The sequence below is a fragment of the Enterococcus sp. C63 genome, from assembly GCF_040887215.1.
GTDB classification, from domain to species: domain Bacteria; phylum Bacillota; class Bacilli; order Lactobacillales; family Enterococcaceae; genus Enterococcus_B; species Enterococcus_B hirae.
In genome coordinates this window covers 131,686-145,375 of sequence record NZ_JBFOFI010000002.1, presented here as the reverse complement: position 1 = coordinate 145,375, position 13,690 = coordinate 131,686, and the positions used below count along the sequence as shown (strand labels likewise).

At 36.2% G+C, this 13,690-nt stretch carries 12 protein-coding genes; 3 read left to right on the top strand and 9 right to left on the bottom strand.

Annotation, left to right across the window (positions count from 1 at the left end):
• Positions 1–10 precede the first annotated feature (10 nt).
• The 5 genes from AB3H90_RS03305 to AB3H90_RS03285 form a co-directional block, all read right to left on the bottom strand.
• Positions 11–1,036, bottom strand: a complete 1,026-nt coding sequence (locus AB3H90_RS03305) for a serine hydrolase (protein ID WP_010720025.1) — start codon at positions 1,034–1,036, stop codon at positions 11–13.
• Between the two features lie 470 nt (positions 1,037–1,506).
• Positions 1,507–2,355, bottom strand: coding sequence for a VOC family protein (locus AB3H90_RS03300; protein WP_034699576.1), 849 nt, complete (start codon positions 2,353–2,355; stop codon positions 1,507–1,509).
• A 209-nt stretch (positions 2,356–2,564) separates the two neighbouring features.
• The gene (locus tag AB3H90_RS03295; RefSeq protein ID WP_010738420.1) at positions 2,565–4,454 is read right to left on the bottom strand and encodes an ABC transporter ATP-binding protein; all 1,890 of its coding nucleotides are present in this window, start codon (positions 4,452–4,454) and stop codon (positions 2,565–2,567) included.
• Complete coding sequence (locus AB3H90_RS03290; protein WP_368016168.1) at positions 4,451–6,178, bottom strand: ABC transporter ATP-binding protein; 1,728 nt, start codon at positions 6,176–6,178, stop codon at positions 4,451–4,453. Before AB3H90_RS03290 ends, AB3H90_RS03295 begins: the two co-directional genes overlap by 4 nt.
• Positions 6,179–6,193: 15 nt before the next feature.
• On the bottom strand, positions 6,194–6,838 hold the full coding sequence (locus AB3H90_RS03285; protein ID WP_010720029.1) for a TetR/AcrR family transcriptional regulator: 645 nt from the start codon (positions 6,836–6,838) through the stop codon (positions 6,194–6,196).
• A 218-nt stretch (positions 6,839–7,056) separates the two neighbouring features.
• Here AB3H90_RS03285 and AB3H90_RS03280 point away from each other — a divergent pair, with 218 nt between their 5' ends.
• Entirely contained in the window at positions 7,057–7,677 is a 621-nt protein-coding gene (locus AB3H90_RS03280) for an NAD(P)H-dependent oxidoreductase (RefSeq protein WP_010720030.1), read from the top strand.
• A gap of 174 nt (positions 7,678–7,851) precedes the next feature.
• Here AB3H90_RS03280 and AB3H90_RS03275 read toward each other — a convergent pair whose 3' ends face one another.
• Both AB3H90_RS03275 and AB3H90_RS03270 read right to left on the bottom strand, forming a co-directional pair.
• Positions 7,852–9,006 carry an AI-2E family transporter gene (locus tag AB3H90_RS03275; protein WP_010720031.1) on the bottom strand — a complete coding sequence of 385 codons (1,155 nt, stop codon included), beginning with the start codon at positions 9,004–9,006 and terminating at the stop codon, positions 7,852–7,854.
• A gap of 8 nt (positions 9,007–9,014) precedes the next feature.
• Positions 9,015–9,368 carry a PTS glucitol/sorbitol transporter subunit IIA gene (locus AB3H90_RS03270; protein WP_034699568.1) on the bottom strand — a complete coding sequence of 118 codons (354 nt, stop codon included), beginning with the start codon at positions 9,366–9,368 and terminating at the stop codon, positions 9,015–9,017.
• A gap of 136 nt (positions 9,369–9,504) precedes the next feature.
• Between AB3H90_RS03270 and AB3H90_RS03265 the strand changes: the two genes are divergently transcribed.
• Both AB3H90_RS03265 and AB3H90_RS03260 read left to right on the top strand, forming a co-directional pair.
• On the top strand, positions 9,505–10,536 hold the full coding sequence (locus AB3H90_RS03265; protein WP_368016167.1) for a lactonase family protein: 1,032 nt from the start codon (positions 9,505–9,507) through the stop codon (positions 10,534–10,536).
• A gap of 1 nt (position 10,537) precedes the next feature.
• A complete protein-coding gene (locus AB3H90_RS03260; protein WP_096708437.1) occupies positions 10,538–10,699 on the top strand; it encodes a hypothetical protein in 162 nt (53 codons plus the stop codon).
• A gap of 404 nt (positions 10,700–11,103) precedes the next feature.
• Here AB3H90_RS03260 and AB3H90_RS03255 read toward each other — a convergent pair whose 3' ends face one another.
• Together AB3H90_RS03255 and AB3H90_RS03250 are read right to left on the bottom strand one after the other, a co-directional pair.
• Entirely contained in the window at positions 11,104–11,538 is a 435-nt protein-coding gene (locus tag AB3H90_RS03255) for a hypothetical protein (protein ID WP_010738426.1), read from the bottom strand.
• A 93-nt stretch (positions 11,539–11,631) separates the two neighbouring features.
• Entirely contained in the window at positions 11,632–13,482 is a 1,851-nt protein-coding gene (locus tag AB3H90_RS03250) for an LTA synthase family protein (protein ID WP_368016308.1), read from the bottom strand.
• Between the last annotated feature and the right edge of the window lie 208 nt (positions 13,483–13,690).

Here is a 13,690-nt window from a genome sequence, read left to right as displayed (position 1 = left end):
TATTATAGCATCATTTTTTTAATAACGCTTTCTCTTTCAAAAATTTTTCAACAATTTCATCACGACAACGAATATAAGCTTCACGATGATCCGTTGGATGGATACGGTTTGATAAGAAAATAAATGCTTCTTGTTCAATAATGTCAATTAGTAAGAACGTGCCCGTATAACCAGTATGAAAAAGAATTGGTTGCTGTTGTTCTAATCCTTTTTTTAAATCCCATCCTAAGGAACGATTGCCTTTTTTCGTTGGCGTATGATCTTGTAAAAGTGAACGAATCGTTTGTTCTTCTAAAAAACGCCCATTTTCAGCTTTCCCTAAATTCAAATACATTTTTACAAAGGTAATACTGTCCTCTAAATCAAGAAACAACCCAGCATTTCCTGCATGCTCAGCGAGTACTCTCGCTTTAGGATCATGTGTAACGCCCCGCAAAACCTCACCTGAAGCGAGTTGTTGTGTGGGAACAATTCTTTTAGAAGGATAAGGTAAAAACGTACTGTGCATCATCCCTAAAGGCGCTAATACTTGTTCTTCAAATAATTCTGTGGCTGGCTCTTGGAAAATCTCTTCAAGCATCAATCCTAATAAAATCGTGCCTGCATCTGTATATTTCACTAATTTCCCTAACTGATCACCAGGTTGAAGCTTTAAATAGGCTTCGATCAGCTGTTCTTGAGAGAGTTGATCTCGATTAGGAATCCAAGTTTCAATATTTGATGTATGAGTCAGTAAATGTCGTATCGTGATTGTTTCATTTTCAAAAGCCGGTAAATAATGGTGTAACGGTTTGTCTAAGTCGATTTTACCATCTTCCCACAAGCGCAACACTAGACTGGTGGTAGCGATCACTTTTGTTAAAGAAGCCACATCAAATAATAGATCTGCTGTCATTGGTTGGGTTTCAGGTACGATCTGTGCATGACCTGCTGAAAAAGTTTCAACATGCTTATGCTTAATAAACGCACCAACAACACCAGGATAATAACCTTCTTCAAGTTTATTTAAAATCAACTGTTTCGTTTCTGGGTACATTTTATTCTCCTTCTCTGTCGAAGAAATCAATTTTTGTTCATCATGCTAAATCAAATCATATAGCTTTCTCCAAGAGGATGCAAGTAGATAAAGGTCGTGAAAGAAGCGATTAGCTCCGAGCGAATAAGAGAGGATTTTTTAAAATAGCTTCTCATATTTTAGAAAATCATCGCTTATTGCTGAGGAGTTGCTTCTTGAACGCCGTGGGTAAGGTCGTGAAAACATCGGTCAGCTCCAATGACAATAAGAAAATTTTTCAAATCAACTTTTCTTCCATCATCTTATATCTTAGAGAAACTTCTTTAGTTGAAGAGTTGTTTCTGGTATCTCTTTATATATTGAACAAAAAATCAGCTTTCGATTTCCGTTGTTGCTTGTGATGCGCTTTGCCAACAATGAACAAATGCAAAAGCCCCTAAACATCAAATCGTTAGGAGCTATTTCTACCTATTCAATTATTTGTCTTCGCTTTATTTTTTGGCTTTTTTTGTATCGATCACAAACCACCATTCGATACCAATCGCATCATAAATTGTTAACACAGTATGCCTTTGATCGATAAAGAAGTCAACTGCAGTTTCATTTAAATGCTGAATCAACTGTTCCATGCTTTCTTGATCAATCACGAATTTCAAGAAATCTAAACCTAATACTTCATGAGTCGGCAATGCTAATGCCTCACTATTTGCTTCTGAGATTCCTACATGGAAGTTCCCTTCATTTAAAACATGTAATCCGCTCTTTTCTTCCCGAACTTTTAGTCCCAGTAAATCACTTAAAAAACGGCGTTCTTCTTCGCTATCAAAAACGTTTAAATGGATTTTTTCAAAGTAAGAATTAGCGGATAATTTTTTGTAACGCTCTTCTGACTTACGTAATAATGACTCTTGATCCATTGCTTCTGGTTGATTTCGTTCTTGAACATTGTCCTCTTCGTGATAAATTTCTAATTCGTTACCTTCTGGATCCTTAAGTAAGATCCCCATGCGCCCTTGATCTTCTAACGCATCTTCAATTGGATAGTTTGTTTTACGGATACGGGAAAGGATATCAGCCATTTCTGCTACCGTTGGAATAATCAATGAAAAACGTTTCAGTTTTTTGATTTCCCCAATGTAATCATGCGCTCTAGGACTTTCTTCTAGCAATAGCATCTCACTATTTTGCTCTTGTGTCCCTAAAATAGCTAATTCATTTTCTTCCCGTTTCAAATCAAAACCGATCGTATTTTTGTAAAAATCAATCATTTTATCTCTATCTTTAACCCGGATTGCTACACTTTTTAGGTAAGTAGTAGACCCCAATTTAAATTCTTTCATTTTTCTTGCTCCCCTCTACGTCCAGCTTTATTTTAACGATGCTTCACATTTCTTTCAAGCAATAAATGGGTTTTTATTAAAAAAAATGTGAGAATTTTCGCATTTTCCACGCAATACTGCAATTATTTTTAAATAACATTCATTATAATAAATAAAACGCATGGAACGCTTCAGATGCTCTTTCCATGCGTTTTACTATTAATGAATTGTTAAGAAACAGCTTCTTCGGAAAACTGGCTGTTATATAAATCAGCATAAAATCCATCTTTTTCCATCAATTGATCATGATTTCCTGTTTCAACAATTGAACCATGGTTCATGACAATAATGTTATCAGCATCTCGAATGGTTGACAGACGGTGAGCTACTACAAAGCTTGTTCGATTTTCTAATAAACGATTCATCGCTTTTTGGATCAAAATCTCTGTCCGAGTATCCACACTAGAAGTTGCTTCATCAAGTATCAATACATCCGGATTAGCTAAAAATGCCCGAGCAATCGTGATTAACTGTCGTTGCCCTTGGGAGATGTTGCTGGCATCTTCATTTAATACCGTTTGATAACCTTCAGGCAGTTTGCGAACAAAGTCATCAACATGGGCAGCTTTGGCTGCTTCAATCACTTGTTCGTCAGTTGCATCATCGTTTCCGTATTTGATATTGTCGTAGATGCTACCTGTAAATAGCCATGTATCTTGCAGAACCATTGAAAATTGAGCACGTAAGTTATCTCGAGATAAATCTCTCGTATCTACCCCGTCATAACGGATACTTCCGCCAGAAACATCATAGAAACGTTCTAACAAGTTGATTAAGGTCGTTTTACCAGCACCAGTTGGACCAACAATTGCCACCATTTCTCCAGGTTTCACATCCAGATTAAAATCTGTCATCAATAGTTGATCTTTGGTATAACCGAATTGAACATTTTCAAAACGAACTTTATATGGTGTGTTCTCTTCAACAGGTAACCCAGATTTTTTATCAGACATTTCCTCTTCATCCAGCACTTCAAAAACCCGTTCCGCAGATGCAACAGTTGACTGGATCGTATTCATTAAACTTGCAAGTTGAGTAATCGGCTGTGAGAATTGTGTCGTATATTGTAAGAACGCTTGAACGTCCCCAAGTGTCATATTCCCATTTGCAACTTTGACCCCACCTAATACAGCAACAAATACATAGCCAAGATTTTTAACGAAGTTCATCAAAGGCATAATGATGGCAGAGATAAACTGCGCTTTCCACCCAGCAGCATATAACTTGTCGTTTTCTTCTTCAAAAACTTCTTGGTCTTTGGCTGTATGATTGAAAGTTTTGACGATCGTATGACCACCATAGGTTTCTTCTACTTGGTTGTTTAAGAGACCTAAACTTTTTTGTTGATCTGCAAAAAAGACTTGGGATTTTGGTGCAATGATCATCACGACGATCAAACTCAATGGAATCATCAGTAAAGCCACTAACGTCAATTGCCAACTAATAGAAAGCATCATAACGATGACACCGATCAAAGTAACTGCACTTGTTACAAACTGTGTTAAGTTTTGTTGAAGGGTACTGGCAATATTATCCATATCATTGATTGCACGAGACATGATGTCTCCATTTGTATGTGTATCATAATAAGAAATCGGTACACGATTCATTTTTGCTTCTAGATCATGACGTAACTCATAAACTGTTCGTTGCGATACTCGTGTCATAATAAATTGTTGTAAGAAATTGAATACTGCAGAAATCAAATACATCACAATAACCGTGGCGATGATTTGAGCAATTTTATCAAAATCAATTGGGAATTTAGAAATTTGTTGCCCCGCTTGCATTTGTTTTGCACCAGCCATCACCCCATTAAAAATCTCAGTAGTTGCTCTCCCTAATACTTTTGGTGTTTGAATCTGGAAAATGACTGCTGCAATCGCTAATACAAATACAGCAATGATCGCAACCGAGCGTTTTGACATATAGCCAAATAAACGTTTCACTGTGCCCCAAAAATTCTTTGGTTTTTCTCCTTTTGCCCCAATGTTTCGACCGGGTCCGTGACCGCCGCCAGGCATTGGTCGTTGAGAAGGTTTGGTCGTTCCTTTACTCATGCTAGATCCTCCTCTCTTAATTGTGAATGAACGATTTCCTGATAGGTTTCATTCGTTTTAAGAAGTTCATCGTGTGTGCCTTTGCCAACTAGTTTTCCTTCATCAAGGACTAAGATCATATCCGCATCCATTACTGTACTTACTCGTTGTGCAACTAAAACCGTAATACTTTCTTTCATATTTTGTTTTAAAGCTTGACGTAATTTTGCATCTGTTTTAAAGTCCAAAGCCGAGAAAGAATCATCAAATACATAAATGTCAGCTGGTTTGACTAATGCTCGAGCAATCGCCAAACGTTGTCTTTGCCCACCAGAAAAATTCCCTCCGCCTTGTTCAACATGGCTGTCTAAGCCCTCTTCCATTTCTGAAACGAAGTCTTTGGCTTGGGCGATTTCTAACGCTTTCCAAATCATTTCATCAGTAGCATCTGCTTTACCGTACTGCATGTTTTCTCTGATCGTGCCAGAGAACAACATGGCTTTTTGTGGAACAAAGCCCATCAATTCACGCAAATTATACTGAGTCATATCGGTAATACTTACACCATCAATCTTGATTGTTCCTGATTCGACATCGTATAGTCGTGGGATAAGGTTGACTAAAGTAGATTTACCCGAACCAGTTCCACCAATAATCGCAACAGTTTCGCCTGATTGTGCTGAAAAATCAATATCTTCTAACGCTAGTTTCTCAGCTCCATGGTACCGGTAGTTGACATGTTCAAATGAGATTGTGGCAGCTTTACCTGCAGGAGTCACCTCAATTGGGTTCTCAGGATCTGAGATACCTACTTTTTCATCTAATACTTCATTGATCCGATCAGCAGAAGCTTGCGCTCGAGGGACCATGATAAAAATAGCTGAAAGCATCATAAAGCTAATTAAAATTTGCATAGCATACGTCATAAATGCAATTAGGTTTCCGACTTCTAACGTCATATCTGCTATGTAGTGTCCACCAAACCAAGTAATTGCTACGTTTGTTCCACTCATAATCAAGGTCATCATCGGCATCATCAATGCAACGATCGTGTTGACTTTAATTGCTGTATTTGTATAATCTTTGTTTGCTAAATCAAAACGATTTTCTTCAAAACGTGTCTTATCAAACGCTCGGATTACCCTTACCCCTGTTAATCCTTCACGAAACACTAGGTTCAAACGGTCTGTCTTCTTTTGCATGCTCTTGAATAGTGGTACCGCAAAAAACATGATTCCGCCGATCACCACTAGCATGATTGGAATAACTACTAAGAAAATTTTGGTTAATTGATGATCTTTTTGATAAGCAAGAAAACTTGCGCCAACCAATGTGATCGGTGCATTGATCATCATTCTTAAAAACATTTGCGTAACCATCTGGATTTGTGTCACGTCATTAGTTGTACGGGTAATCAAGGATGCTGTACCATATTTGTCAAATGCATCTTTTGTTAAACTTTCAGATTTTTTATAAACATCGGTACGTAATTGCTTTCCTAATTTTTGTGACTCACGTGTAGCAAAAAAGGTATTTGCGATCGCTGCAATAATACTAATCAAAGAAAAACCGATCATAACAAAACCTGTTTGCCAAATATAATCAACATCACCTCGTGCTACACCTTTATCAATGATATTTGATGTGAGCGTCGGCAAATAAAGATCTGATAAAACTTGGATAACCATGAACAACGTGGCTGCAATAGCTGAAGTCAGTGAAATCCGTTTGACGATTTTTAGCATGTAATTCCCCTCTTTCTATTGATATACGCCGTCTTTCAACCATGATAGTTTTAATTTAAATTCTTTAATGGCATGATCCACGGAGTAATTTTCGTTTTTTGAAAATGATTTATAGGCATGAGCAATCGTAGTAAAGACGATATTCATGATCAATTGGATCAGTAGTTCCAGTTCATGATCATCGTTTACTTTCAGTGTCGTTCGATCAATCAATCCAATTAATTCTTTTGCCTCTTTTTGATGTTTTGCATGTGAATGACGCTGATCATCTTTTGTATGTGGCACGACTTTACGAGAAGCACGATAGTCCAAGTTCATGAAAAGATTACGATAAAAAGAAGCATTTTCCCCGACTAAAATCTCCCGAATGATTTTAGTAAAATAAAGCTCGAATCCTTCGAATAAATCCCCATCGACATCTTTTATCAGTTGGAACATATCTTTTGAACTATCACGTCGAACAGTTTCAAAATAATAATAGTAAAGATCCTCTTTGTCTTCAAAATACTGATAAAAACTACCTCTAGGGATTTCTGCGATTTTCACGATATTTGCGATGGAAGCATCTTTTAATGGTACTCTGGAAAATTCAATCCTAGCTGCTTCTAATAAACGTTTCTGCTTTTCCTCTGGTAGATGAAAAAAAGTTTTCGTAGGCATCTTTTTCCTCCTTCCTAAAATGACACACTGTCACATGACACTATGTCATTGTAACACCAAGAAGATGTTTTGCAATGCTTTTCCATATTTTTTTCATGAAAAGACTAAAAAAATTCATAATTAAAAATCGAACCTTAAAAAAACTTGATAGCCTTTTCTCTTTCAAGTAAACTAGCTATGTTAGTCAGATAACAAGTCAGCTTAAAGGAGAGAATATTATGGCATCAGTTTTAGTAGTAAAAGGGCACCCATTAACTGCACAGGAATCACGTTCAGTTAAAGCATTAACAACTTTTTTAACTAGTTACAAAGAAAATCATCCGGAAGATGAAGTGACTGTTTTAGAGCTTTATCGTGATGATATCCCAGAAATCGATGAAGAATTACTTTCAGGATGGGAAGCACTTCGGGCAGGTGCTGAGTTCTCTACTTTGTCTGAAAGTCAACAACAAAAAATTGCTCGTTTCAATGAATTGACCGACCAATTTCTTGCTGCAGACAAGATCGTTATTGCGAATGCTTTATGGAACTTGAATATCCCAACAAAATTAAAAGCTTGGTTTGACACCGTCAATGTGGCTGGCAAGACATTCCGTTATACTGAAAACGGACCAGAAGGATTAGTTTCTGGTAAAAAAGCTTTGCACATCCAATCCAACGGAGGCATTTATAACGGTCAAGACTTCGCTTCTCAATATGTCAAAGGCATCTTGAACTTTGTCGGTATCGATCAAGTGGATCAATTATTTATTGAAGGTATCGACTATACCCCTGACCGTGCAGAAGAATTGATGCAATCAGCTTTAGATAAAGCTGCAGCATTTGGTCAAACGTTCTAATAAAAACTACTTGCAAGTTTACTATAAAGTTAGTCCCTTACTAACTTTGATTGTTGCATAGCGAGTACCTAAAAATTTCTTAAAAAAATTAAAAAAAAACGAAGAATCTCGAAAATAGTTAAACTATTTTCGCTTTCTTCGTTTTTTAGTCATGTGTTTTTAGTGCACAGTTGGTTAGTCACTTTGTTTTTCTTCATATAAACTAGAGATAGTTGTATACCATTCAAAAACATGTGAGATAACCACTTTTGCTGCAGCATATACTGGAATACCTAAAATCACACCGACGATTCCAAACAGCTTCCCAGAAGTTAATAAAACTAATAAGATCGTGACCGGATGGATCGCCAATTGATTCCCTAAGACTAATGGAGAAATCAATCGTCCTTCAATCGTTTGTTCTAAAGCAAACACGATCAGTACTTTGATCAACATGATCGGTCCCGCCACGATTCCTAAGAATACGGCCGGAATCATTGCTAAAAATGAGCCTAGATAGGGAATCAAATTTAAAAAGCCGGCAATGATCCCTAAGGTGACTGCATAATCGAGTCCAATGATTGCAAATCCAATCATAAACATGATCGCTACTGCAAAAGCCACCGTCAATTGTCCACGGATATAAGAAGAAACTTGATCGTTCATTTCACTTAATACTTTCAAAGTTGGTTTTCGCATACGTGTTGGTAGGAAATTCACAAAATAAGGGGCAAGTTGCTTGCCATCTTTCAATAAATAGAAAAGGATAAACGGCATAGTTAGCAAAGCAACAATAATCGTAGCAACTGCTCCCACAAAACTTCCTAAACTTTGAACCGTACTTTTTGAAATATCTTGGAGCATATCACCTGCTGAACTCATGAACTTATCGCCAGTAGCTTCCAATTGTTCCCTAAATTGGTTGAATAGAGGATCTCTTAGTATTTCTGTCAATTTATTATCGATCGTATCCACATATTGAGGAAAATGATTGATAAAACTCACGGTTTGCTCTTGGATTTTAGGAATGATTACCACTGTTCCCCAAGCAATCAGTGCCACGACTAATACAAATAACCCGATGATGCTATAGAGCCTTGGAACTTGGCGCTTTTCCAAATAGTCAACAACTGGATTCATCAAATAATACAAAATTGCCGCTAAAATAATGGGTAAGCCAACGATCGCCAGGAATTGCCAGATCGGGGCAAATAGATAGGACACCTTAGTAAATAAAAAAACGATCAATAAGATCAAAAGTACTACTAATAACGCAGTAACGACTTGATTATTTAAAAACCATCGCCAAAACCAAGAGACTGGTTTTGATCGCTTGTTTTTCCCTTCCATAATCTCACCTACTTGTATTTGATTTGTGTACCGACATGAATCTCAGGTAACTGATGTGGTGTTAAGTAAAGACCGTTCACAATACTATTTTCCTCAGAATAATGATCAAAAATCAGCGTAACATGCCCTACTGTGTTTAAATTTTCATTTGCCAATCTTCCCACATGTTCAATCTGATATTCTTGTTGATCAAAAAAAAGTGAATCCCCTTTTTTTAATGAAAATTTTTCGGTAGAAGTAATCTTTTGGATCACTGAATAGTTACGTAGTGTAGTTGTTGCTGTTCGATCAAATAAAATCAAGATCGGTTCTTGTTCACTTACTGCATTTTCTCCGATTTCTTTGATGGTTGCATGAATCATTTTATTCTCTCCTTTGTTACAAATTCTGTCGCTCAACTCTATATTCAGTATAACATATTCTCATTGTTTAACTCTCCTGTTTGAAATGTGCTAAAATAAACAAGGAACCTATTTCATACATTCTAGGAGGGATAAAATGAAAGAAAAAATCATTTTAGGGACGTACACAAGACGTGTGAGTGAAGGAATTTATACCATTGAATTAGATACAGAAAAAGCAGAAGTCTCAGGATTGAAGCTAGCTGTAAAAGAAAATAGTCCAACTTACTTAGCAAAAAGTGAAGCTGGTAATCTTTATAACGTCACAAGTCTGGACGGTTTAGGTGGGATCGGGGCTTACGATCAAGAATTCCATTTTTTGAATGCGGTAACAGAATCAGGCGCTCCTTTATGTTACGTTGCAGTTGATGAATCTCGTCAATTAGTATATGGTGCTAATTATCATAAAGGTGAAGTCAATGTTTATCGTATTCTAGACGATGGAGGTCTCGAAGCAACTGATGCCGTTTTTCATCAAGAAGCAACTGGTCCTCATAAAAATCAAGACCATGCACATGTCCATTATACTGATTTAACTCCAGACAACCGCTTAGTGGTTTGTGACCTGGGAACGGATCGGGTCTATACGTACGATGTATCTGATCAAGGAAAATTAACTATAGTTTCTGAATTTGTGGCAGAACCTGGAACTGGTCCCCGCCACCTTGTCTTCCATCCTGCAAATGAAACCATTGCTTACCTATTTGGTGAACTTGATAGTACTGTTCGTGTGCTTTCGTATAATAAATCCCAAGGCAGCTTTGAAGAAAAACAAAAAATTAGTACACTACCAGCTGATTTTCAAGGAGAAAATGGTGGTGCTGCAATTCGTATTTCAGATGATGGTCGATTTGTATATGCTTCCAATCGTGGCCATAACTCAATTGCAGTCTTTGCAGTTTCTGAAAAGGATCAACTGTTGGAATGTATCCAAATTATTTCTACTGAAGGCGATTTCCCTAGAGATTTCGCTTTAGATCCTACGAACGACTATGTCTTATCTGCCAATCAAAATACCGATAATCTTACGCTTTTCGCGCGAAATAAAGAGACTGGTTTACTAGAATTACGCCAAAAAGACATCTATGCACCAGAATGTGTCTGTGTTTATTTTGAAAAGGAGCAGTAACATGAACAAAGATGAAGTATTGGATCGATTACGGGAAGAGTTAGAAATCCCTTTTTTCCAAGGAAAGTTAGAAGCAAAAGAATATAGTGAAGCAGATTATCAAAAATTAAAACAAGATTTACTTCAATATTTTGATGATTATGTCAGAAATGTTGAAAATTAAATAAATGATCGGAAAAGTACTACTTGATTTGATCATGAAGAAAAAACTCGAAACAACTTTTTCACGTTTCGAGTTTTTTGGCTTAGTGTTGAAACTCCGCTGGGTATATTATTTGTTCATCTGAACTACATTGTTTTCGGTGAACGATTTGTTGAGAGCATCCTCTATAAGTTGAATTTGAATATGGAGGGATTGAGTTGAACTGAGACAAACGATCGGTAAATAGCAAAAACCGTCAAGTTGGTTAGGCTTGACGGTAAAAGTGAATTATTCGATCGAGTAATTCAAAATTGTTGTTGGTATAGGTTACTTTCATATAATAAGTGATTGACTGATTTTTATCATAAAAAACATATGATAATTAAATTAAAACACTCTATTTTTCAACGAAACTTTATACTGTTTTATTTTTTCAACAATAAATTTGTCATTTTTTGGATGGCTGAAGAAATATTTTCCGTCGCTTGATCCTGTTTTTCTTCAGAAGCATCAAATAAATCATGGTCAACTCCAGACTCTGGTTGGATACTTTGAGTCATTTCTTCACAACCAGCCACGTAGGAAGTATAGGCTTTTTCAAAACTTTTATGAATACCCATTACTTTTGCTGGTGGTCGCAACTGACTGATTTTTTTCAATATCACACGATATTTTTTTGTTCCTTCTTCAAACAAATGAACGATTTCAGCTAACTCTTCTGGAGACAAGTCTTCCGTTTTTTTCTGATCAATCGCTTCTCTGATCACTTGATATTTTGGATGCATCTGTTCACCGATCTCTTCCGTCTCTTTGACCATTCGATCGACTGATTGTACATAATAACCAATATTTGGTAACATTCTTTCTCCTACTTTCGGTTTTATTTCTCTTTTATTTTACCTTTTTTTAGCACAATTGAATAGGCTTTCTACCCAGAGTAATAAAGTCATATGTTATTTTTCAAAAAAATTTGTTTGCAAACTGTATTTTTCTCCAGAAACAATATCATATTGAATCATCTCATAAGCTTGATAAAGTTCTGCTTGTTTTTTGTTTAATTGTGCTTCCCGATGCCATTGCCCCTCTTGGTAGTATAGTTCTCGCTCAAACGCTGGTAATTCATTTTGAAGTGCCAACAATAATTGATAAAACCCAGTTGTCTGTTGATTAGTCTGATTCATCAAGTCAGCAGCAAAATAAAAGGGACTTGTAACAGGAGCTTCGGTTTTTTCTAATTCTCCTTGACTATCAAACATCAAAAACTGTGTTTCGTGTAAGGTGTGTTTCTCATTACTATTTTGAATGGTGTCAGAATAGATCCCTGGTAAATGATCTCCCCAGAAAACAACTAGTGTTCTTCTTGATAACTTCTTCAGTTCTTCCGTGAACGCTTTTAAGGATTGGCTACTATACGAAATATCTTGAAGATAATTTTCTAAACTACTTATCCCACTATTATCCTCTGTTTTGGCTGTATATTCGAGCTGCTGATATTTTCCATCATAAGGCATATGGGTTTGCATCGTCACAAGATGGATAAATTTGGGTGTATCGTCCTCTTTTAAAAGATCCATCACTTCTTGATAAGCAGAAGCATCAGAAATGTAGGGATTATCTTCAATGGTGTCTGTATACGTCATCGTATTTTCACTAATAAATTCATCAAAACCTAAAACCTCGTAAACATCTTTTCTTTTGTACATAGAGGTGTTATAAGGATGGATCGCAGTCGTATGATAATTTTGATCTTTCAATGTTGAAACGATCGAAGGTAATTGATTCATTTTGGGTACTAGCATTGTGTAGGGTGTTGTTAATTGAGCATTGAATAGTCCCATTGAAAAACCAGTTAATGCTTCAAATTCGATATTGGCTGTTCCCCCACCATAATTTTGAGAAAGCATCTGACCACTATAAGTCTGATCAGCCACCGCATAATAATCTGCCAAAGGATCACCAGTAATTTCCACCCCATTCAAACGACTAGGATCTGAAAAACTTTCGCTCATCACATAAATGATATTCGGTTGTTCTTCTGAGGCAGTTTTATTTTTTTCATCTGCCAGCTTTTGATAGTGTGATGTAATTTCCTTGATTTTTTCTTCAGAGTACCCTTTTGGCTTTTCCATTGGATCGATTTTTAAATTGTATAAGAAACCACCAATAAAACCTGTATTATAATAATTCATCTTTTGACTATAAGGAATCCACAAAGCCGTTTTGTTATATGCTTTACGTAATAAATTATTTGGGTTATTGAAATGACTAATATAAATAAGCGCAAAGATCGTAGTAAATAATGTAATCACTCGGATGGCTTGAAATTTCTTGTCTTTCTTAAAACTCCGATAGATAGCCCAGCAACCACCTGCTACCACCAATAGAATCATTCCTGCTAATAGATAAAACGAGATTGTGCCTGTCATATCTTTTAATAAACCAAACTCTTTGATCATCTTTAGGTCGTCGGGATAAATCGGTTCTTGTCGATAGGTCATTTTTAAATAGTTTGCGTAACCTAATATTCCAATGCCAACAAGATAAAAGAATGTTCCAAAGAGAAAAGAACCTAATACTGCCACTAAAAAAAGGAAGATCATTAATAACACTAAACAAGCTAATAAAAATTTTTCCGTATGCCACGAGAAAGCAAAATTTACAGCTAAATCAAAAGAAAGATCGTTTTGACACCATTGTAAATACAAATTACTTAGTCCAACGACAAAAACGATACTTATCGCCACTAATGTATATTTTAACCAATTTTTCTGTTTGACAGACAATTGATTGAGACTATCTTTTATATGTCTTTTCAAATGGTTACTCCTTTAATTCATTTATTATTCGATACCGCTTTCCTTATTTTAATGATTTCCAGATAACAAGTAAAGAACTGTCTGCAAACCCTTATCTTTTTTTATTCGTTGTCCGATTTGATTGCTCACAAATTGTCGACCGTTCAATATCGTATTGTAAAAGCATAACAATGGTATGCAAGTAGCGACTTATAAA